Here is a 21,880-nt window from a genome sequence, read left to right as displayed (position 1 = left end):
TACCTGAAGAATTATACCTGATGAAGAAATATAACATTTTTATTGCACTGCTATTGGCGTGTTCCGGTTTGCAGGCTCAAACCAATCAGCGCATTGTAATTGAAACCAACCATACCTCATTGGTGCTCAGCGTGGGCAAAAACGGCCGGGTGTATCAAAACTATCTCAGCACCAAGCTTGCCAACGCCGCCGATAATAACATCCTGCCACAGGGTAAGGAAGCCTACATAGGTGGCGGTATGGAAGATTCGTTTCAACCGGCTATACGCATAACTCATACCGATAGCAACCCATCGCTCGAGCTGTTATTTGTTGAGCAAAAAACCGAGCAATCTACTTCGGGTAGTACCGAAACAATTGTTACGCTTAAAGATCCTAAATATCCCATTACCGTTAAGCTACATTACCAGGCCTACACTAAAGAGGATGTAATAAAGAGCTGGACCGAAATCATCAACGGTGAAAAAGGGGAAATAACTCTCAACGATTACGCCTCATCCATGCTGCATTTTGATGCGCGCGAATACTGGCTGACCCAATACCACGGCGATTGGGCTGCCGAAATGAAAATGCAGGAATCGAAATTGACCAGTGGTATTAAGGAAATTGATAGCAAGCTGGGTACGCGTGCAGCCATGTACCAAAGCCCGCTGTTTTTATTATCGTTGGGTAAACAGTCCGATGAAACCAGCGGCGAGGTAATTGCTGGCACCCTGGCTTGGACAGGTAACTTCAAATTTCATTTCGAAACCGATCAAAACAATGCATTGCGGGTTATTTCGGGTATAAATCCGTATGCTTCGGCTTATAAGTTGGCGGCGGGTAAAACGTTTACTACGCCTGCATTTATCTTTACCTATTCGGCCAGCGGCAGGGGGCAGGCCAGTCGTAATTTGCATAGCTGGGCACGTAACCATGATGTAATGGACGGCAACAAACCCCGCCTGGTGCTGCTTAATAACTGGGAAACAACTTTTTTTAATTTCGATGAACAAAAGCTAAGCGGCTTATTTGACGATGCCGTTAATCTCGGTGTTGATCTGTTTTTGCTCGACGATGGCTGGTTTGGCAACAAATACCCGCGTAGTAATGATAAAGCGGGTTTGGGCGATTGGCAGCCCACCAAAACCAAACTCCCCAATGGCATAGGCAACCTCATTAAACAGGCCGAAGCCAAAGGAACCAAATTTGGTATTTGGATTGAACCCGAAATGGTGAACCCTAAAAGTGAGCTTTATGAAAAGCACCCCGACTGGGTTTTGCGTTTACCAAACCGTGCCGAAAATGAGCAACGCAACCAAATGGTGCTCGATTTGGCTAACCCCGCAGTGGCCGATTTTGTTTATCAAACTATGGACGATCTCATCAGCAAAAATCCTGGCCTTGGGTTTATTAAATGGGATTGTAACCGCATCATGACCAACACCTGGTCGCCGTATTTAAAGGACAAGCAATCGAACCTGTATGTTGATTACGTTCTTAATTTGTACAAAGTTTTCACGCGTTTACGCGCAAAACACCCGCATTTACCCATTATGTTGTGCTCGGGTGGCGGCAGCCGTATCGACTATGAAGCACTCAAATATTTCACCGAGTTTTGGGCCAGCGACAATACCGATCCGTTGGAGCGGGTGTACATGCAGTGGGGGTACAGCAATTTTTACCCGGCCAATGTGATAGCTTCGCACGTTACCTCGTGGGGTAAGCAGCCGCTTAAGTTTCGTACCGATGTAGCTATGATGGGCAAGCTGGGGTACGATATTGATGTAAAGAAAATGACGCCCGATGAGCTGACATTCAGCAAGCTGGCCATTAAAAATTACAAACGTTTAAGCAATGTGATATGGTATGGTGATTTATACCGCCTTATATCACCCTATGAAGAAAATCGCGCGGTGCTGATGTATGTGGATAGCGTCAAATCAAAAGCTGTATTATTCAACTACAACCTCAATATTCGCGAACGTGAAACTGTTAACCGCGTAAAACTGGCAGGACTTGATGCCAATAAAAAATATAAGGTAGAAGAAATAAACATGATGACAGGGGCCAAGCCCATCCTGCCTGATAATGGCCGCGTTTACACCGGCGATTTTTTAATGAAGGTTGGGCTCGATTTAAACAGCTGGCATTTAAAAGCGCTTACCAGTTCAATTGTCGAAATAACGGCGCAATAGCAAAAACTAACGCTATTATTAAAGTGCGGGCATCGGTGGTGCCCGCATTTTTTTGTTTGTAGCGGGGATCCTGGCACGTTCGTCTTGATTGCAGATAATTATACAGGCATAACTATGTCATTATCAAGGTTAAATATTTTTCGTTGATTAGAAAGCTGCCTGCTGTGTGATGTAAATAGTTGATTTACAGTGTTATTACTCGGGTGTTTTGCTCGCTATAATCTTATAAAAAGGGTGATTTTTAACCATTTGGTGAAAAAGTACCCCCTAAATGATTGATTTATGGGGCTACGGATGAGCATTTACTCAACAAATTTGCTTCACCAGTTAATTAATTCAAAACCAAACAAACTCTTAAATTATGGCAAAAGATCTACACCGTCTTTATTTGCTCGTGCCGCTTATATAAATCGCGCGCAGCATCAATCGTACAGTTAACCACATAGTTTTTGTAAACGGTTTAGTTAAGCTTTTGCAAACTAACACCGGTAAGGTTTAAATCAAAAATTATTTACGGGGGCATGCGCAAGCTTTCTCCACAATTAAAGCTGCTTTAGTAGTGGCCTGCACTTCTATTGACCACAAATTGCAAACACATACTCACCATATCAAATTTTAAATGAGAAAAAAAGTATACATCAATTTTAAAAACTGGCTACTGCTCGTTGTGCTGGCGCTGGCCGTAAATTACAGTTACGCACAACAAACCCCAATAAAAGTTACAGGTAAGGTTACCGATTTGGGTAAGGCACCATTGGTTGGCGTATCGGTAATGGTTAAAGGATCTTCAACGGGTACACAAACCAATTCTGAAGGTAATTTTAACATACAGGCATCGCCCGCGGCTACCCTTGTTTTTACATACGTGGGCTTTGATGCCCAGGAAGCAAAAGTGCCATCGTCGGGCGTAATTAATATTACCATGAGTGGCGACAAGGTGCTCGACCAACTGGTAGTAGTAGGTTATGGTACTGCCAAAAAGAAAGACCTAACCGGCGGCCTTGCCGTGGTGGGTAAAGAACAATTGGGCATGGTATCGACCCCAAACCTTATGGACCGTTTGGTGGGCCAGGTTGCCGGTTTTAACATTACTACCTCCAATGCTGCTCCGGGGCAAGACCAATCGCTGCTCATTCGCGGCGAAAACTCGCTTTCGGCCAATAACTCACCCTTAATTGTGTTAGATGGTATTCCGTACAGCGGTTCGCTGGTTGATATTGACCCCAATAACGTTGAAAACCTTACCGTACTAAAAGATGCTTCGGCAGTGGCCATTTATGGTTCGCGCGGTTCAAACGGCGTTATCCTTATTCAAACCAAACGGGGTATGTTGGGCAAACCGCAGGTTAGTTATCGCGGTCAGTTAGGAGTAGCCGAACCTATGCAACGTATTGATGTAATGGGGCCAAACGAGTTTATCCGCTTTCAGCAAGACATTGGCCGTTTGCGAGAAGGTTACACCGGCGATCAGCTCGATCCTGTTGCCGGAAATATTATCAGTGTTACCGAGCGCGGTAATTACGTAAAAGGCATTACAAACGATTGGCAGAGCTATATTTTCAGAAAAGCAATAACCACCGATCATCAACTCAGCATTTCGGGCGGTACCGAATCTACCAAATACATGGCGGCAGTGGCGGCTTTAAAGCAGGACGGTGTGGTATACAACTCAACCCTTACCCGCCTGAATATGACTGCTAACATTGACCAAACCTTTAATAAGTGGTTAACCATAGGCGTTGGTACGCAATATACACAACGCAGCGATGGCGGCGTTCAGCCTAATATTGAGCATGCTATAAAGCAAAGCCCCTACGGCAGTTATAAAGATGCTGCCGGTTATTATGTGCCCGAGCCAATGGAGTACTCGCTCATTGTAAACCCAATGCGCAACGTAAATGCCGATCAGGATCGCATTAACCGTAACTTTTTCCTGTCAACTTATGCCAATATCCAATTACCGCTTAAAGGCTTATCGGCTCGCACAAACTTTGGCTACAATTACCGTAGCGGTTTTACCGGCACCTATTATGGTCGCGATACGTTTGACGGCCGCGAGCAGGCCGGATTAGTAGGCGGCCGTGCCAGTATCAGCAACAGCCACTACAATGATTATACCTGGGAAAACATTCTGAAATATGAACGTCAGATAGGCGACCACCGCTTTGATGCAACCGGCCTCTTCAGTGTGCAGCAAACCAAGAGTGTAGGCTCCTCTCAAAGCGCCGAAGGCTTTGTAACCGACGATACCAGCTACTTTATGATGAATACGGCTGCGCGTAACATCACTAACACTTCAAGTCTTTCAGAGACAGCATTACTATCATACATGGGCCGTTTAAATTACGGTTACAAGGGCAGGTATATAGCCACGTTTACCGGCCGGTCTGATGGTGCTTCGGTATTTGGGGTAAATAATAAATATGCCTTCTTCCCGTCGGCCGCATTGGCCTGGCATATTGGCGAGGAGAGCTTCCTGAAAAATAAGGTAAACTGGTTAGGCATGCTAAAGCTACGCCTGTCGTACGGTGCAAATGGTAACCAGGCCATTACGCCATACCGCACGCTCGATCGTCTTTACTCAAGCGTAAAATACATTTGGGGCGATGGTGGCACCGCTGTTAACACCGCTTATTTGGCCGGCGACGGCGTAGGTAACCCCAATCTGAAATGGGAAACCACCTACACAGGTAACATCGGTATCGATTTTCAATTGTTTAACAACCGGGTTAGCGGTAGTGTTGATATGTACCGCTCGCGTACCAAAGACCTCCTCATGACCCGCACCGTGCCAATCATGAACGGTTACAGCCGTATATGGGACAACGTTGGCGAAACCCAGAACCAGGGTTTAGAGGTTACGCTAAATACCACCAACATCAGCCATAAAGACTTTAAGTGGAACTCAACAGTGGTTTTCTCGTTCGACCGTGATAAGATTATTGAACTGCGTGGCGACGGTTTGGATGATATTAACAACAACTGGTTTATAGGCAAGCCGCTACGTGTGTTTTACGACTACAACATGGTAGGCATTTGGCAACGTGGCGACCAGTTTTTTTATACCGATGCCAGCGAAAATCAGCGCGAGGCGCAAACCGGCGCAGCCCCCGGCTCGGCCAAATTGCAGGATGTTGATGGTAACGGCTTTATTAATACCAGTGACAGGAAGATCATAGGCTCAAAAATGCCTCGTTATACGGCCTCATTGGCTAACCGGGTGAGCTATAAAAACTTTTACATGTCGGCCCTGGCAACCGGAACTTTTGGGGTTTGGCGCGATGACAACATGGCCAACCTTGGCTCATGGACCTTCGGAATAACCAACTACGTGCATAACGCTAACTATTGGACACCCGAAAACCCCGAAGCTACCATCGTATCGCCGGGTTATAACAACACGTTTGGGCATGGCTTTTACAAAAAGGTAAATTATGTACAAATCAGGAATGTAACATTTGGTTATAAACTCAACACAAATTTTGCCCGCAAACTTGGGGTTAGCGCGGTTGATATGAACCTCAGCGTAAACAACCTGTACACTTTCTCTAATATAAGGCAGGTGCTTAACTATGATAATACCTGGATGGCATCTTACCCAACTGCCCGCTTATTAGTGTTTGGCCTAAACGTAAACTTCTAATTTAAAACCACGCAAAAATGAAAAAAATTATAAAAGCAAGCCTATCGCTTATTGTACTCATCTCATTAGGCGGGTGTAAAAAATTTTTAACCGAAGAGCTTAAAACCGAACTGGCTCCAACCAATACTTTTACCAGTACCTATGGCTTTGAAGTGGGCAGCGCAGGTTTGTACGCGCTTACCCGTTCAGAGTATAATACCTTTGGCGAGGGAGGTGCATACTTGCACAATGGCGCTTGTCCGTATGAAGCCTTACAGGCCGCTACCGATATTGCCGATGTAATTAACAGCGATGCCTCATTAACAGCCTTCGCCAACTTAACGCTAACACCGGCCGAGCGCTTTGTAGGTTCGTACTGGAACTGGGCTTACAGCCTTATTTCGTCGGCCAACTTAATGTTGGTTTATTCTGAGAAAAACACCAACTGGGATTCGCCCACCGATAAGGTTCGTTTCCAGGCAGAAGCGCGTTTTTTTAGGGCATATGCCTATCGCACGCTGGTTTATTTATATGGCGATGTGCCTTATGTGGAAACCATTTTGTACGATTTTAAACTTAACTTTACCCGTACGCCTAAAGCCGAGGTATTAGGCCACATTGTTGATGATCTGAAATTTGCTGCCGAAAACCTGCCAGCTAATCCCGATCAGGTTAAAGATGGTAAAGTAACCAAATGGGCAGCCAGTCATTTACTGAGCGAAATGTACCTTATGCAAGGGCAGTATCAATTAGCCGAACAGGCAGCCTTAGCCGTAATAAACAGCGGCAACTACAGCCTCATGAAAACCCGTTTTGGCGCAAGTAAGGATAAAGCCGGCGATGTGTTTAGCGATTTGTTCGTGGAGAACAACCAAAACAGGCTCAAAAACGGCAACAAAGAAAGCATCTGGGTATTACAATTTGAATTTAACGTTATTGGTGGTGGCACCAACTCTGATGACTGGACACGCCGTGCATGGATTCCCAAATATCCTGACATTACAGGTTTTGTACTGGCCGATACCTTAGGAGGCCGTGGTTTGGCGCAATTAACACCTATGAAATGGTGGGTGGGTACTACCGGCACTACTGCAAGTGGCAACGTTGCAGGTATTTTTGAGTCGACCGACATTCGTAACTCTAATTACAACATCAAACGCAACTGGTATTATAACAATCCTAATGAGGCAGCATTGGTTGGTAAAAAAGCCAGTATTACCGAGCAAACCTGGTTCTCAACCAAAAGCTTGTTTCCGGCTATTACTAAATTCTTTTATGGCCGTGCCGAAAACCTGAGCCTTACCGGCAGCTATAAAGACCGCATGAAGTTCCGTTTGGCCGAAACTTACCTGTTGCTCGCCGAAGCTTACCTTGGTCAAAACAATCCGGGTAAGGCTGCCGATGCGGTTAATGAGGTGCGTAAACGTGCCGGCGCATCGGTTATCAACGCAGGCCAAATGACCATGGATTTCCTGCTCGACGAGCGCATACGCGAACTGGTGGGCGAGGAGAGCCGACGCTTTACACTGGTGCGTACCAATAAACTGGTTGAAAGGGTGAAAACCTACAATACGGCCATCAGCGGTAAAATAACAACCAACAATATTTTATGGCCAATACCACAATCAATTATTGATGCCAACCGCGACGCCCCTTTCCCGCAAAACCCGGGGTATGGAAAGTAATCAGCCGAAAATATCAACCCAAATATGAATCACAAGGATTTAAAGAAATTGTAGTATGAAAAGAGTTAAATATTTATTTAACGCATGGTGTCTAATGCTCGTAATTGCCTGTTTTAGTGCCTGCAAGCATGAAATCAATGATATTGAAAAACCTCAGGAAACATTGGCGCTCAAGGCTTCGGCCGAAAATATTTCGTTGGATGAAAATAACGGCGGCAAAAACATTTTAACGTTTAACTGGGAAAAAGCCCGGTCGCAGTCGGATGATCACATGGTAACCTACATTACCAAGCTGGATGTGGTGGGCAACAATTTTGGATCATCTACCGCCATTATGACCTATGAAGACGATGGCGTTTTCAGCAAAAGCTTTACTTCGGAGCAACTCATGAACTGGGCAAACCAAAAATGGAAAGTTGCCACCAATAAACCGTTTACGCTGGAGTTTAGGGTAACTGCCCAATGGGAAGGCGGCGCCACCTTTGAAGCGCCGGAAGTGCGTACCGTTAAAATTAATGTTGTGCCAACCAAAGTATCGGTAGGGGGCAGCGCCGTAGGTGCCAACAGAATTGAAATGCAAAAAACGCTGGAAGACCTCAACCAGTATGCCTTTGTACTTAACCTGCAACCCGGCGACCTGCAAATCACTATGGAAAATAGCGGCAAAACATTCTATGCGACCGCCACCGATGCAAGCACCGCATTAAAAGACGGAACCGCGACCGGTGTAAAATTAGCCGAAACTCCATTTGCCTGGAAAATAGAAACCGCCGGTGAATACCGTGTAGTAATTAATCTGCAAAAAAATACCGCAACTATTTATTCGCCTGCAAAAGCACTTGCCCCCAAAGTGGTACAGTGGAGCACCTTTACAACCACAATTTCGGAGTTATGGATGCATGGTGCTATCAACAATTTTGGAACACCTATTAAAATGGATTGTACGGTGAGCATCGCCGATCCGCAGGTGCTGGTGTACAGTGGCGCCCGCGTAGGCAAAACCAAGTTTATTGTGTACGGAGGTAACGATAACAACAAGAATCTGGCCTACGCATTCAGTTGCCCGCTTACTGCCACCGGAACGCAGCAGGAACTTCCGCTTGTTTTGGGTACAGTTGCTCCGCTTTCAGGTGGTTCAACCAGCGCACAGCGCAACTCTTACTACACCATACCCACAGGGGCCAATATTGTGGTTTTCGATTTACGGAACATGACCATACAGGCCGACAGGAGATAAATAACCAAGTATCAATTTATACTAAAAGATGCTCAAAATGATAACTTCAAACTATAAAGTAATGCTTTTAAAAATTGTGACTGCGTTATTGTGCGTAGCGTCTGTATCCTGCAAAAAGGATTCGGAAAAAGATACTGCTGCCACATCAGGCACGCTGGTAAAGCCCAATTATAACCGCAGTACGGTGTTTCGTAACCCAATGAACGGTTGGGTGATGTATGCCGGCGGAGACAATGAAAGCTATTGGGACATGACTTACTACGTGCCCGATTTAGGTAAAACCGTTAAGGCAATTGATTATGCTTCGGCCTGCTATATACGTACAAGTTGGGCTAAGCTTAACCCAAGCGATGGCGTATATGCCTGGCGCGACCCAAACTCGGCCTTAGGTAAACTTATCAGTGGAGCCGAGAGCCGCGGGGTACCTATTGCTTTCCGCATAAATGTTGATGGGCGCGATCAAGGCCTTAATACACCCCAATTCGTTTTTGATGCCGGGGCCAAATATTACCTCGAAAACGCTTCGTTCCCCTTACGTAGAACGCCTTACCCGCAGGATGCTGTTTTTAAACAGTACTACGCCAAGTTTATTGCCGCACTGGCTGCTGATTTTAACGACCCTAAAAAAACGGCATTTATTGATGCCTATGGCTTAGGTAAATGGGGCGAGGCACACAACGTAATTTACGAGGAGGTGGGTGCCACAGTTACTGCCAATACCGAAAGGCTTAAAGAGGAAGTGTTTGACTGGGTTACTGATTTGTATAGCCAGCAGTTCACTAAAGTTCCGTTGGTAATTAATTACCACCGTTTAATTGGTCACCCGGCAAGCTGGGGTTCGGCAAATGCAAACAGCGATAGGTTACTGGTTAAAGCCATTAACAAAGGCTATAGCGTGCGCCAGGATGCCTTTGGTATGACCGATTATTACCAAAGCTGGGAAAAAGCGTTTGCCAAAACATGGAACTTTAAACGCCCCATTATTATGGAAGGTGGCTGGATAACCACCGGTACACACAGCTACTGGACCGACCCAAGCAAAAAATACAGACAAGACCATCCCGAAGATGTGCGCCAGGGGGAGTTTGATGCATCGTTAGAGGCTGCGGTAAACATGATGGATTTCAGGGTTGGTGAAATTGATAGCTGGTTTACCAAGTCATTCTCGTTAGTGCAGCGCTTTACCTCTGAGGGTGGTTACCGCTTATACCCTGACAGGGTTTATCTGCCCGAAACCGTTAAAAGCGGCGAAGAATCTACCATTACCCACCGCTGGCGTAACATGGGCTGGGGCTACTTTCCTAACAACATACCGCAATGGAATTACAAATACAAAGTTGCCTTCGCCTTGCTTGATGCTTCGGGTGTTGTAAAAAAGATTTTTGTTGATGACAAGGCCGAGCCTTCAACCTGGCTTAAAAATACCCCGGCATCTTACGAGTTAAAAGCCAAAGTAGATTTGCCCGCAGGTACATACACATGGGCTGTTGCCATTGTTGATACCCAAAAGGAGAAAGAACCCGGTATTAAGCTTGCTGTTAATGGTGATTTAACCGCTGCAGGGTGGCTTAAATTGTTAAATGTGCAAGTGCAATAACTATCAAAAGTATATAATAATCAGCGCTATGGTTGCAGGCCATAGCGCTGTTACTTTAAGTACAAGTTTTCATTAATACAATTATTTAACGTTGAATGAAATACAAACTTTGGATTTTAACCACATTGCTTTATCTAATAGGTAATGACTTCGCTTACGCTCAAAAAACAGACACGTTTATGGGTGAAGTAGTAAATTATGATGAAGCGGCCGTGCCTTCTTACACATTGCCCGATGTACTGTTGACGCTAAATGGTAAAACGGTTAAAAGTAAAAAAGACTGGGAAAATGAGCGGAGGGCCGAGATAATATCGTTATTCAAAAAAAATGTTTATGGGCAAACGCCTGCTGGTTTTGACAGCATAAGGTTTGAATTAACCAATCATATGCCCGATGCTATGGACGGCCGCGCAAGCTTAAAAGAAGTAACCATTCACATCTGGAATAAGGGGAAACAGGTTGATATACCCTTCGTTATGTTTGTGCCTAATAACCGCAAAAAACCCGCACCGGTGTTTTTATTGATCAATAACCGCAGTAAACGAAACACCGACCCAACGCGCCTGGTAAAAAGCAACTTTTGGCCCGCCGAAATGCTTGTTGAAAAAGGGTATGCCATTGCAGCCTTCCATGTGGGCGATGCCGCACCCGATAAAAAAGATGCTTACCAGCATGGTGTGCTCGATCAGCTTTACCCCGAATTATTAGCTCAGGAAGACGGCATGAAAGCAATAGGCGCGTGGGCATGGGCGGCCAGCAGGGTTATGGATTATTTTGAAACGGATAAAGATATTGATGTACATAAAGTAGCCCTGGTAGGTCATTCACGGGGAGGAAAAACTTCGCTATGGGCCGGGGCGCTTGATCAGCGTTTCGCCTTGGTTTTCAGCAGCTGTTCGGGGAGTACGGGCGCTTCATTAGCGCGCAGGCAATATGGCGAAACCATAAGTTTAATTAATAAACAGTTTGGATACTGGTTTGCCGATACTTACAAACAATATAGTAATCGGGTGAATGATTTACCCGTAGACCAACATATGCTGATTGCCTTAATGGCACCCCGCCCGGTATACACTACTAACGCTGTCGACGACAGGTGGGCCGATCCGCGTGGGTCTTACTTATCACTAATTAATGCACTCCCGGTTTATAAATTGTATAATAAAAACACAGCACTAACACCCGAACTGCCACCTGCCGACTCTCCAATAATAAAATCAAACATTGGTTATCATCTTCGTAAAGGTATTCATGATTTGAACGTGTATGATTGGGAGAATTTCGTACGCTTTGCCGACTATCATTACAAGAAATAAATTAGTGTTTGGCGAGTTTGCTTTAAGTACATTCAATCCTGCAACTATTTTTTTTGCTTTAATTGGAAAACATTGCCTTCAGGGTCTTCTCCATCGCATAACCAATAATCATAATTGTCAAAAGTTTTTATTTCTCTCATTACAATGTTCTGATCAACAAAAAGCGTCCTGACTTTATTAATGTCATCATTTATTTCAAAAACGATTTTGGTATTATTTTCAAACTTAACGTCTGTCTTTAGTTCGTTCAAATACTTTTCACCAATTTTATGAAGCCCTAACTTGCAAGGCCCCGCATTTAAAAGCGCCCATAACGATTGGTATTCTTCAATTATTTCAAGATTGAAAGTTTCCTTGTAAAAAGCTTTTAACTGGTCTACATTTTGAACGTAAAAGATGATCGTGTCCAGCGTAAATTTCATATCCATAAGTTATTGTATCAGTTCGAAACCGAATATTTTATAAAAGATTGATTGCAGACTGCTAAAGTACAGAAGATTGCAGGTAGATCAGGAATATCCTTGGCCAGATTAGGTACTTTTTGAAACAAATACTGGTGATTTTCGATCATGGTTGTGATGGATAATAAACTGTCAAAAAGGTCTGTTTGTAGACCGGCAATTAATTTATAACTATGAGAGTGACTTTCGAAGTTAGAATAGATATCGTAAATGGATTTAAATCGAAGACTATTTGAAGTAAGCGTTTAGCAAGATAGCACGTTCTTCACGAGAGGGGAATCATGATACTCCTAAGCTAACATGATCTATTTCTTAAAAGTGAGAATATCCAGGTAGCGCGCTTTGTAATTTAATTAAACTGTCCTGATATCTATCGGAACCACGGAGTTAGCATCTACACATTGAAAACTCGGATGTTAAAATACCCAACGGCTTATTTAAGACTAATCTGAACGCCACAAAGTAATTATTGTCAAAATGAATCTGCACATATTTGTATGAAACGGTTACCTGTGCTTTTATTGTTCATGCTCATAGCATTATGCAGTTACGGGCGCATTATATTGCCTGCACTGGTAAGTTCTGATATGGTGCTGCAGCAAAAAGCTAAAGTTAGGCTTTGGGGTAAAAGTACTCGCAAGGGAAGTGTACAGCTCATCACATCCTGGAGCAAGAGGCAGTACAAAGCCCTTATAAACAAAGACTGTACTTGGCATATTATCATTAATACTCCCGCTGCCGGAGGACCTTACAACATAAGCCTTAGCGATGGTGAAGAACTTGCGCTCACTAACGTGTTGATTGGGGAGGTATGGTTTTGTTCCGGTCAATCAAATATGGAAATGCCCGTGCGGGGATGGAAAAATCAGCCGGTTACAAATTCCGCAGAACTATTATTGAACGCTAACAATCCTAACATGCGCTTATTTACCGTAGCGCGCATCGCATCATTAACGCCATTAAATACTTGCCAAGGTGAGTGGAAACAGGCAGATACTGAAAGTGTAGGCAATTTTAGTGCCGTGGCATACCAGTTTGGGTTGATGCTGCAGCAATGCCTTAAAGTACCCGTAGGACTAATTTTCTCCTCATGGGGAGGTACTAAGATAGAAGCCTGGATGGATAAGGCATCTATTATGCAACACCCCGACATTGAACTGCCAATGCAACTTCCACCCCCAACCGTCGATCGCCAGCCGCCTACGGCATTGTATAACGGTATGGTACTCCCGGTAAGAAATTATGCCATTAAAGGGTTTATTTGGTACCAGGGAGAGGCTAATAAAGATGCGGCAGATAGGTATAAAAGCCTCTTTTCGTAAATGGTAGCCGGGTGGCGTAAGGATTGGGGCCGCGGAGAATTGCCTTTTTATTATGTGCAAATTGCACCCTACCATTATGGCCGGGATAGTACAACAAAGGTCCGCAACGCCTGCACGAGTCGCAATTACAAGTAATGAAACTGATACCCAACAGTGGTATGGCTGTAACTATGGATTTGGGTGCCGAGTACTTTATACATCCGCCCGATAAGGTAACAGTAGGCAAACGATTAGCATTTTGGGCACTGGCCAATGCCTATCAAATCAGAGGATTGCCTTTTGCCAGTCCGGTATATCATTCAAAAGTTATCAAAAACAGTCACATCATCTTAAATTTTGATAATGCACAATTGGGCCTTACCTCTCATGGAAAAGACCTGACCACTTTTAAAATAGCCGGTGCAGATAACATATTTTACCCCGCAAAGGCAAAAATTACTGCCGAAGGCATAGAAGTATGGAACGACCAGGTAAAGGAACCTTTAAACGTGCGCTATGCCTTTAACGAGTGGGTTGTTGGCGAGTTATATAACGTTGAAGGATTCCCTGCATCCTCGTTCAGAACCGATAGTTTAAAAATACGTGACAATTATTAATAAGAAGATAATTTGAATAAATGCAGTATGCAAAAGTATTTATTGCAGCACTATTGATTCATCGGATAATTTTCCGCTTCAGAAAGTTAATGATCGTTGCCGAAATTTGTGTACCATGGCTTTCTAACGCAAAATGCCCGGTATCAAACAAATGGCATTCTAAATTTTTTACATCTTTCTTGTAAGCCTCCGCAACTGATGCCGGAAATATGTAGTCGTTTTTACCGTACACGATCAGCATTTCCGGGTTATGATCCTGAAAATATCGTTGCCATTCGGGGTATTTAGGCGGGTTAGTCCTGTAATTATAGATCAGATCAAGTTGTATTTGCGCATTCCCTGGTTTCTCGAGGTGCCGGAGGTCCATTTCCCAGTTATCAGGACTGACAACCGAATGGTCGGGCACACCGTGTGTATACTGCCACTTCAATCCGTCAGGATGGATGAAACTGCGGAGTATGTTTTCCGCTTCCTTATTATTTCTGTCATGCCAGTAAGCCTTGATGGGTTCCCAAAACGTATCAAGGCCTTCTTCATAAGCGCACCCATTCTGAACAATTAACGTATCTATTCTTTCCGGATATTTTGCAGCTATACGATAGCCCAAAGGCGCACCATAATCCATCATGTACAAGCTGTATTTGTCAATATTCAACTTGGTCAGCAGCTCTTCAATTATAAACGCATAATTGTCAAATGTATAATCAAAATCAGCAACTGCTGGCTGTTCGCTTTTGCCAAAACCGGGATAATCAGGAGCGATCAAATGATATTGGTCACAAAGGTCGCTGATCAGGTTTTTGAACATGAAAGAAGATGAGGGGTAGCCATGTAATAATAGTAGGGTAGGAGCATCTTTAGGTCCGGCCTCACGATAAAAAATATTAACTCCGGCTATATCGATGTAGTTATAAGTGGTATTATTATGCATTATATAAATTATGCGCTACTATTTTTATTACACTACATCTTAGGAACATAACTGGTCCGTTTTCTGATTTTCAAAATTGTCGCATGGGTTGAATCTGAACTTTACCTTACAAAGGTAAAGTTAACTAATCTGGCCTTGACAGCATGTGAGTATTACCTGGGTGATAACAGTTATCAATTTTATGTTACTTCAAGGTATCTATCAGTAGCCTTTTTTAGAAATTTTCACCCACAGTATAAATCAAAATTGATTGAACTTTTCTATTTGCAATCGTTTTTTTTATACCTGATAGAGGCAATTTTAGGATTTACCATTAACTAACTGATGGCGTTTTCACGCGTGGAATTTTTGATATGCAAAAGGATTAAGCCAACTGGATGCCGGCTTAATGCTTTTATGATAGGTTGCTTAATAAATAAGATCAAGCAATATTTACCAATGTTACTGCCTGCAGCTAATCGGTAAGTTCCCTATGTTTATAGTACAAGCTTATTTGACACCTGCGGCCTTGAATATAACTTCTGCCACCTCTGCGGGTTTGGATAGCATGGCAACATGGCTTGCAGGGATGTGGACGGTGGTGGCATGTATTTTCTTAGCCATTTCAGCTTCAACCTGCGGAGATATAATTTGATCATGATCTGCTACCACGTAAAAGCTGGGTTTACTTTTCCAGGCGGGAACAGTAATTTTTGCCGTTAATGTACTTACATGAAACCGGCCTTGGCCTGCGGCTATGTTTTTAGCTTCCTGTAAAGGGAGGTCTTGTGCAAAATATTTGATGATCGCATCTTCCTTTAAACGAATATATCCATCGGTAATTACCGGATCGTTAAAACCAGGAACATTCAGAATTTTTCTTTCGGCATAGGCTTCCCGACTGATGCTGTCAATACTTTGGCCTTCGCTTGGCGCGTAGGCGGCAACATACACCAGCGCTTTAACTTTGTCATTGTTACCAGCCTGGGTAATTACCACTCCGCCCCACGAGTGGCCCACTAAAATTACTTTGCCCTTTACTTCTGAAATGGCACGTTCAACCGCTGCTACATCATCGCCTAAAGATGTAAGCGGATTTTGTACGGCAATAGCCTGATAACCCTTTTTTTGAAGGATGGGTATAACCTTATTCCAGGAAGAACCATCGGCAAAAGCCCCGTGAACGAGAATTATGGTCGGTTTTTCAGCATCATTCAGTGCCGGTTTTTGTTGCGCTACTCCCGGAAGAGAGGTGGATAAGAGCAGGATAATCATTGCCGATATGCTCATGGCAGCTGATTTAAAAACTGTTGTTTTCATGATTTTAATATTAGTATTAAGTATATAATGTTTAGTGTGCTTTTCTAATGGGGTGTGCCCGGCAGGGTATACTTTATATGCCTGCATGGCCTGCTATAAGCGGCTTGTAAACGAAAGGATGTCTTACAAAGCGTTTACGAAAGTATTCGATTTTTATAACCTTGAGGCACTGTTTGACATCACCCTGATAATAACTCTCATTAGATAAATGATGAAAGAAAACTACGGTTAATCAGTTATTTAGTCTTTGTATCCATGCGCCTGTCGGGCGGTATTTTATAGGTTTACAGTACGACCGTATGCATGTTGTTAATGCCGGTTAATATTATCCCGTTTAACACAAGAAGATTAGGCTTTGGTACTTTTAATTTTTAACATTTATTTATGAAAAGGCAAATTTTATTGGTTGTTATGGCCGCATTACTCGCTTGTAAACAACCGCAGCAAGCTGATCCTGCAATGGGTAACACTACTGCTGACAGCATTAAAACAGGGGGAAACCGGCTAATTAGTGTTGACGGGAAATTTAAGGTATGGACAAAGAAGGTTGGCAATGGAAAGATTAAGGTATTGCTGCTGCACGGAGGGCCGGGTTTTTCACATGATTATATGGAGTGCTTCGACGACTTCCTGCCTAAGGAAGGCATGGAAATTTACTACTATGACCAATTAGGTTGCGGTAACTCAGATGCGCCGGCTGATACCTCCTTATGGAATACTAAGCGTTATGTTGAAGAGGTAGAGCAGGTACGCAAGGGGTTGGGCTTAGAGGGTTTTTACATTGTAGGGCACTCATGGGGTACCTTGTTAGCTATGGAATACCTCCATAAATATCAGTCTCACGTTAAGGGTGTCGTGTTTTCAAACATGACAGCAAGTATTGGGGATTATGTTGATTATTCGGCCACGCTTAAAAAGAAGTTGTTTACCGCCCGCGACAGGGCTATATATGATTCGCTGGACAGGCGTAAAGCCTACACAACACCAAAGTATACAGACCTGCTAATGGATAAGCTTTATACAAAGGTGATTTGCCGCCTGCCTATAGACCAATGGCCGGAACCATTGACCCGGGCATTCAAAAAAGCAAATCAAACAATTTATGTTCAGATGCAGGGTGTGGACGAATTTCATGTTACGGGGAATTTTAAGGACTGGGATTTTTGGTCCAAATTAGCCGATATAAAAATCCCCGCGTTGGTGCTTGGCGGGGTTTACGATGAAATGAATCCGGAAAGTATGAAAAAAGAAGGGCGCTTATTGCCTAATAGCCGTACATACCTATGCCCCGAAGGTAGCCATATGGCTATGTATGACGACCAGCAATGCTATTTTAATAGCCTTACTACATTTTTAAAAGAAGTAGACGAGGGCAAATTTAAAGCTGATGCAAAGTAAATTAAAGTAAAGCTTAAAAGCCCCGCATAACCATGTTGTGCGGGGCTTTTGATTTTTTTATTATCAGGATATTATGGCAGATTACTGCCTGGAACAGATTAAAATGAATGTTGGCGTGGCGTAACTTTTAAACATAACAGGATTTAAATTTCCTGATTAATGTATTCAACAAGTGTCTATCAGCGCATTTATAGCACTTATCAGTGTGTTGATTTTTAGGTTAGGCAATACAAAACGAAATTTGAAGAGTTGTTTGTAACCTATACCTGCTTACCTGACCGATGAAAACTATCCTGATATTTGATCCCGATCCCGACTTACTGGAAATTATTTGTCTTTCCCTCGAAATGCAAGGTTTTGTTGTAGTAGGTATCCATAATTTGAATATTGATATGATGGCTTTGATCGGGCATCACAAACCAGGTCTGATCCTCTTAGATTTTGCTTATGCCGGCAAGTTATGCATCAAATGGTGCAGCCATATTAAACGTTTGTACCCCACATTGCCCGTAATTGCCTTGAGTTGTAGTAATAACATCGGCGAAACTTATAATGCTCACGGATTTGATGACTGCATTTGTAAGCCTTTTGATCTGGCACATCTTTATGCAACAGTTGACAAGTACACCAACCTTTTGTACCAGTATGATTGAGGCGACGATCGGTTAACGTAGTCTGAGCGGTTTTTATAAAAATAATGATAAGATGTATAAGGCAAATGATTTTCAATCCTTGGGCTTACTGTTGATCTTCGAAAGAGAATGGTTAAGGTTATGAACCATAGAAGTAAAACAAGTTAAATAAATGAAAATCGATATGGCACTGTTAAAAGAGACTATTTCAATGGATGAGCATTTCCTTGGTGCAGATAATCCGAAGATACGTATCATACAATATGGAGATTTTCAATGTCCTTTATCACGGGCAGCCAGGCCTGTTATGCTCGAGCTTTTGCGTGAATACGGGCAGCAAGTTTCATTTACCTTCCGCAATTATCCGTTGCTCAATTTGCATCCCTATGCTTTTGATGCTGCTTGTGCGGTGGAGGCCGCAGGCAAACAAGGGAAGTACTGGGAAATGCATCATGCTGTAATGGGCAATCAGGGCAAATTAAATGATGATCTTTTCATGGAGCTTGCTGAAAAACTGGGACTTAATGACATTAAATTCGTAACGGATTCCATCAGTAAAGATGTTCACTCCAAAATCAATATGGACTTTAAGTTGGGAACGGAAAGCGGCTTAACTACAACGCCTGGCTTTTTTATCAACGGAAAGCAGTTCCATGGTTGTGCTGCTGATCTGTACGTGTTAATCTCCATTATTTTGGAGGATTGACTGTGAAAGTTATGTTTCAGTGAATAAGCTTTCATTGTTAATTGCGCCCGTAGCATTAATTTGATTATTTCACATATCATTAATATGATATGCACTCAAGCCTTCTCCCGGCGAAATTAGAGGTATGAAACAAGAACATATCAAACAAGGTTATCAATGGGTTGAGGCTATCCCTGCCGCAGCATGTATGCTGCTGATGTTTCAGGCTTATCTCATTGCTCCTTTGTCTCCCAGCCTGTCGGTTGATCTCAGTTCGTCGTTAATTAATCTCGCTGTACCTGCCTTTGCTATTCCGTTTGCCATCTCCGCAAGTGCAATGATTTTTATAAAGCCCGCAATAAATCCGCGAGACTATTTTGTTTTTTCCCTAATTGCGCTGTGTGCCGGCACCTATTTGCTTAGTATAGTCACCTCTGCTACTGGCTTTTTAACGATCAGGGCACTAACAGGCCTTGCAACCGGTGCCATGCTGCCCTCGGCAATATTGTTGTCTCTACGGCCTCATCAGCATAAGCGGTCGTTGAAATATATGGTGCTGGTCATTTTTGCATTAGCCACAGGTATGACATTTGGGCCAAGTTTGGGAGGATGGTTGAACGAACTCATTGGATGGAGATGCCTTTACAGGATCATCAGGACGCTTGCAGCCTTACTTTTATTGATTTATATATGGGAAGATAGGCGGGAGCGGTATGACGGAGTAGAACCATTTGTAATAAAAGCTGCAGGCAGGTCACCATCTGATTGGAAAAGCAGGTATAATTACAGCTTTGTTTATTTAACGGGCGTGTTCCACTCCGGTGTATTCGTCTGGATCAGTCATTACTTCACCACTCATTACGGGTTAGATGAATTTCAAATAGCAACTGATCTGTTTATTTTCGGCTTGCCTGGCTTTGTGGTTACCCTGCTTATGTATTTTTACCGGCTTGATAAAAAGGTAATAACTATCCTTTACGCCTCACTTGGTGTTACCATTGCCGGTCTTTTGGCATTAATGGTAAGCTTGCCTTTGTGGTTGGCCGAATGCTTATTAGGCATTATGTCAATTGGTTTTGGTTGTAGTCAGCCTTTATTTATCGGTATACTCAAACTGCCCCGGGTAGGTTCATCACCAATAGAGCCTGTGGCAAAAGGGTCAGCAATCCTTTTTGCTGGTTATGGCACAGGTCCCCTAATAATGCTTGCACTGCTCAGTGTTGATTTAGCGGCCGCAATGTTGTTTTTGATCTTACTGGTGTTGGCGCTGGCGTACACCTCGCGCCGTGTATGGAATGCAGGCGTAAGTAAAGTTATACCGGTTATTCCTCTCAGTAATATTTAAATGATAATGCTTATAACTTATCTGATATTAAAATGAAGAATAAATGAGGGTTTTCTATCTACATTGCATCGCATTCAAGGTGCTTGATTAACCTTAACAATCGCATTTTTACAAAGTTAACGCTATTGGCCAAACCATGATGTACCTTGTAATGCGTAGGAAACATTCTGTACAGATATTAAAAAATAATAGCAAAATGATTACAATATTTTACCCCGAAAAAGGCCATGATATAACCGGCTGGAAGGAGCGGCTGGACCGAACCTCTTTAAAGTACGAGTTCATTATCGATAATAATAATATCAACGCGCCGCGGTTAGTTGACGGAGATAACCATGCAGAAGGTATACCCGCCATAGAAACTTACCTGGAAAGCCAGGAGCAGTTTGTGAAGGATTGGTATGAAGACCGCTGTGACAAGTATGAATTTGATCCGGAAGCTAAGCCGGTAATTAAGGGAATCAACGGATAAATAGTCTGATTGGCTATTACCGAATAAAATAATAATATATACCCTTGTATGGAACAAAGAGCACCACTACCGCCATTCAATTTAGAAACAGCGTTACAAAAGGTTCAAATGGCGGAAGATGCCTGGAACAGCCGCGACCCGGAGCGGGTTTGCTTGGCTTACACTGTTGATACCGAATGGAGGAATCGCGCTGAATTTATTAACGGCAGGGCAGAAATAAAAGCGTTTTTAACCAACAAATGGCAAAAAGAACTTCATTATAAGCTTAAGAAAGAACTTTGGAGTTTTCATGATAACCGGATAGCCGTACGTTTTTATTATGAATGGCAGGATGCTGCAGGTCAATGGTACAGAAGCTATGGTAACGAACTTTGGGAGTTTGATGAAAACGGCCTCATGCAGAAACGCTATGCCAGCATCAATGATCTTGCTATTGGTGAGAATGAAAAGACTTTGTAAACTGTATAAGTGTACGGACATATGAACTATGAGCAAATTGCATTTACCGACGCGGTAAAGAAATTACAAGAAATGTATGGGAGCCGTACAGCCTATGAAAGGATTGAAAACGGGTATCATGAAGGCGGCCTCACGGAGTCTGAAGAGCAATTCATCAGCAGCAGGGATAGCTTTTATATGGCCAGTATCAGTCAATCGGGTTACCCTTACATACAGCACAGGGGAGGGCCAAAAGGTTTCATCAGGGTAATTGATGAGTCAACACTTGGTGTGGTTGATTTTAGTGGTAACAGGCAATACATCTCCGTTGGAAATGCAGCCGAAAATCCTAAGGTGTCGTTAATTATGATGGATTACCCGCAACGTGCCCGGCTTAAGCTATTTGCAGATATAAAGATCGTTGGGATTACGGAGAACCCGGAGCTTTTTGAGCAACTTGACCCGGCAGGCTATAAACATAAAGCAGAACGCATGTTACTTTTTACGGTAAAGGGTTACAACTGGAATTGCCCGCAACATATAACCCCGAGATACACTTTGGAAGAAATAGAAGCAGCATTTGCGGAAAGAAATGGATACATAAAATCCCTGGAGGAAGAGGTCAAGCGTTTACGGCTCTCACAAGCAGATTAAGCCCGCTGCGAAT

Annotated in this window: 18 protein-coding genes; 15 read left to right on the top strand and 3 right to left on the bottom strand. The window is 43.3% G+C overall.

The annotated features are described in order from the left end of the window. The first annotated feature begins 20 nt into the window (after window positions 1-20). The 6 genes from QE417_RS05525 (at window position 21) to QE417_RS05500 (ending at window position 11,634) form a co-directional block, all read left to right on the top strand. The gene (locus tag QE417_RS05525) at window positions 21-2,177 is read left to right on the top strand and encodes an alpha-galactosidase (RefSeq protein WP_311948153.1); all 2,157 of its coding nucleotides are present in this window, start codon (window positions 21-23) and stop codon (window positions 2,175-2,177) included. Window positions 2,178-2,796: 619 nt separating this feature from the next. Continuing rightward, window positions 2,797-5,820 carry a SusC/RagA family TonB-linked outer membrane protein gene (locus QE417_RS05520; RefSeq protein WP_311948151.1) on the top strand — a complete coding sequence of 1,008 codons (3,024 nt, stop codon included), beginning with the start codon at window positions 2,797-2,799 and terminating at the stop codon, window positions 5,818-5,820. Window positions 5,821-5,837: 17 nt separating this feature from the next. After that, window positions 5,838-7,484: a RagB/SusD family nutrient uptake outer membrane protein gene (locus QE417_RS05515; protein WP_311948149.1), complete on the top strand. Its 1,647-nt coding sequence runs from the start codon at window positions 5,838-5,840 to the stop codon at window positions 7,482-7,484. Window positions 7,485-7,539: 55 nt separating this feature from the next. Continuing rightward, complete coding sequence (locus tag QE417_RS05510) at window positions 7,540-8,721, top strand: SusE domain-containing protein (protein ID WP_311948146.1); 1,182 nt, start codon at window positions 7,540-7,542, stop codon at window positions 8,719-8,721. A 61-nt stretch (window positions 8,722-8,782) separates the two neighbouring features. After that, entirely contained in the window at window positions 8,783-10,318 is a 1,536-nt protein-coding gene (locus tag QE417_RS05505) for a DUF4832 domain-containing protein (RefSeq protein WP_311948143.1), read from the top strand. Window positions 10,319-10,413: 95 nt separating this feature from the next. Beyond that, the gene (locus QE417_RS05500; RefSeq protein ID WP_311948141.1) at window positions 10,414-11,634 is read left to right on the top strand and encodes an alpha/beta hydrolase family protein; all 1,221 of its coding nucleotides are present in this window, start codon (window positions 10,414-10,416) and stop codon (window positions 11,632-11,634) included. A gap of 44 nt (window positions 11,635-11,678) precedes the next feature. On the opposite strand, the gene QE417_RS05495 is transcribed toward QE417_RS05500, so the two are convergent. Then, complete coding sequence (locus QE417_RS05495; protein WP_311948139.1) at window positions 11,679-12,056, bottom strand: VOC family protein; 378 nt, start codon at window positions 12,054-12,056, stop codon at window positions 11,679-11,681. A gap of 536 nt (window positions 12,057-12,592) precedes the next feature. Here QE417_RS05495 and QE417_RS05490 point away from each other — a divergent pair. After that, window positions 12,593-13,417 carry a sialate O-acetylesterase gene (locus QE417_RS05490; RefSeq protein WP_311948137.1) on the top strand — a complete coding sequence of 275 codons (825 nt, stop codon included), beginning with the start codon at window positions 12,593-12,595 and terminating at the stop codon, window positions 13,415-13,417. Window positions 13,418-13,551: 134 nt separating this feature from the next. Next, window positions 13,552-14,013: a hypothetical protein gene (locus QE417_RS05485; RefSeq protein ID WP_311948134.1), complete on the top strand. Its 462-nt coding sequence runs from the start codon at window positions 13,552-13,554 to the stop codon at window positions 14,011-14,013. Between the two features lie 58 nt (window positions 14,014-14,071). Here the strand turns inward: QE417_RS05485 and QE417_RS05480 are convergent, their stop codons facing one another. Together QE417_RS05480 and QE417_RS05475 are read right to left on the bottom strand one after the other, a co-directional pair. Continuing rightward, window positions 14,072-14,944, bottom strand: coding sequence for an alpha/beta fold hydrolase (locus tag QE417_RS05480; protein WP_311948133.1), 873 nt, complete (start codon window positions 14,942-14,944; stop codon window positions 14,072-14,074). A gap of 489 nt (window positions 14,945-15,433) precedes the next feature. Then, window positions 15,434-16,243 carry an alpha/beta fold hydrolase gene (locus tag QE417_RS05475; RefSeq protein ID WP_311948131.1) on the bottom strand — a complete coding sequence of 270 codons (810 nt, stop codon included), beginning with the start codon at window positions 16,241-16,243 and terminating at the stop codon, window positions 15,434-15,436. A gap of 384 nt (window positions 16,244-16,627) precedes the next feature. On the opposite strand from QE417_RS05475, the gene QE417_RS05470 reads away from it, so the two are divergent. From QE417_RS05470 to QE417_RS05440, 7 genes are all read left to right on the top strand, one after another. Beyond that, a complete protein-coding gene (locus QE417_RS05470) occupies window positions 16,628-17,641 on the top strand; it encodes a proline iminopeptidase-family hydrolase (protein ID WP_311948128.1) in 1,014 nt (337 codons plus the stop codon). Between the two features lie 281 nt (window positions 17,642-17,922). After that, entirely contained in the window at window positions 17,923-18,294 is a 372-nt protein-coding gene (locus QE417_RS05465; RefSeq protein ID WP_311948125.1) for a response regulator, read from the top strand. Window positions 18,295-18,445: 151 nt separating this feature from the next. Continuing rightward, window positions 18,446-18,979, top strand: a complete 534-nt coding sequence (locus QE417_RS05460) for a DsbA family protein (protein WP_311948122.1) — start codon at window positions 18,446-18,448, stop codon at window positions 18,977-18,979. Between the two features lie 124 nt (window positions 18,980-19,103). Next, window positions 19,104-20,303 carry an MFS transporter gene (locus QE417_RS05455; RefSeq protein ID WP_311948120.1) on the top strand — a complete coding sequence of 400 codons (1,200 nt, stop codon included), beginning with the start codon at window positions 19,104-19,106 and terminating at the stop codon, window positions 20,301-20,303. Window positions 20,304-20,499: 196 nt separating this feature from the next. Continuing rightward, window positions 20,500-20,775 (top strand): hypothetical protein, encoded by a 276-nt coding sequence (locus tag QE417_RS05450; RefSeq protein WP_311948118.1) that lies wholly within the window; start codon window positions 20,500-20,502, stop codon window positions 20,773-20,775. Between the two features lie 48 nt (window positions 20,776-20,823). Next, window positions 20,824-21,234, top strand: coding sequence for a nuclear transport factor 2 family protein (locus QE417_RS05445; RefSeq protein ID WP_311948116.1), 411 nt, complete (start codon window positions 20,824-20,826; stop codon window positions 21,232-21,234). A 21-nt stretch (window positions 21,235-21,255) separates the two neighbouring features. Continuing rightward, window positions 21,256-21,867 carry a pyridoxamine 5'-phosphate oxidase family protein gene (locus QE417_RS05440; protein WP_311948113.1) on the top strand — a complete coding sequence of 204 codons (612 nt, stop codon included), beginning with the start codon at window positions 21,256-21,258 and terminating at the stop codon, window positions 21,865-21,867. The last annotated feature ends 13 nt before the right edge of the window (window positions 21,868-21,880 follow it).

Origin of the sequence: Mucilaginibacter terrae (assembly GCF_031951985.1) — a bacterium.
Taxonomy (GTDB): domain Bacteria; phylum Bacteroidota; class Bacteroidia; order Sphingobacteriales; family Sphingobacteriaceae; genus Mucilaginibacter; species Mucilaginibacter terrae_A.
This window is presented reverse-complemented; position numbering and strand designations above follow the sequence as displayed.

Bases quoted from the DNA above. Each gene is read 5' to 3' on its own strand.
- QE417_RS05525 (WP_311948153.1), top strand. From the start codon at position 21: ATGAAGAAATATAACATTTTTATTGCACTGCTATTGGCGTGTTCCGGT.
- QE417_RS05520 (WP_311948151.1), top strand. From the start codon at position 2,797: ATGAGAAAAAAAGTATACATCAATTTTAAAAACTGGCTACTGCTCGTT.
- QE417_RS05515 (WP_311948149.1), top strand. From the start codon at position 5,838: ATGAAAAAAATTATAAAAGCAAGCCTATCGCTTATTGTACTCATCTCA.
- QE417_RS05510 (WP_311948146.1), top strand. From the start codon at position 7,540: ATGAAAAGAGTTAAATATTTATTTAACGCATGGTGTCTAATGCTCGTA.
- QE417_RS05505 (WP_311948143.1), top strand. From the start codon at position 8,783: ATGCTTTTAAAAATTGTGACTGCGTTATTGTGCGTAGCGTCTGTATCC.
- QE417_RS05500 (WP_311948141.1), top strand. From the start codon at position 10,414: ATGAAATACAAACTTTGGATTTTAACCACATTGCTTTATCTAATAGGT.
- QE417_RS05495 (WP_311948139.1), bottom strand. From the start codon at position 12,056: ATGAAATTTACGCTGGACACGATCATCTTTTACGTTCAAAATGTAGAC.
- QE417_RS05490 (WP_311948137.1), top strand. From the start codon at position 12,593: ATGAAACGGTTACCTGTGCTTTTATTGTTCATGCTCATAGCATTATGC.
- QE417_RS05485 (WP_311948134.1), top strand. From the start codon at position 13,552: ATGAAACTGATACCCAACAGTGGTATGGCTGTAACTATGGATTTGGGT.
- QE417_RS05480 (WP_311948133.1), bottom strand. From the start codon at position 14,944: ATGCATAATAATACCACTTATAACTACATCGATATAGCCGGAGTTAAT.
- QE417_RS05475 (WP_311948131.1), bottom strand. From the start codon at position 16,243: ATGAAAACAACAGTTTTTAAATCAGCTGCCATGAGCATATCGGCAATG.
- QE417_RS05470 (WP_311948128.1), top strand. From the start codon at position 16,628: ATGAAAAGGCAAATTTTATTGGTTGTTATGGCCGCATTACTCGCTTGT.
- QE417_RS05465 (WP_311948125.1), top strand. From the start codon at position 17,923: ATGAAAACTATCCTGATATTTGATCCCGATCCCGACTTACTGGAAATT.
- QE417_RS05460 (WP_311948122.1), top strand. From the start codon at position 18,446: ATGAAAATCGATATGGCACTGTTAAAAGAGACTATTTCAATGGATGAG.
- QE417_RS05455 (WP_311948120.1), top strand. From the start codon at position 19,104: ATGAAACAAGAACATATCAAACAAGGTTATCAATGGGTTGAGGCTATC.
- QE417_RS05450 (WP_311948118.1), top strand. From the start codon at position 20,500: ATGATTACAATATTTTACCCCGAAAAAGGCCATGATATAACCGGCTGG.
- QE417_RS05445 (WP_311948116.1), top strand. From the start codon at position 20,824: ATGGAACAAAGAGCACCACTACCGCCATTCAATTTAGAAACAGCGTTA.
- QE417_RS05440 (WP_311948113.1), top strand. From the start codon at position 21,256: ATGAACTATGAGCAAATTGCATTTACCGACGCGGTAAAGAAATTACAA.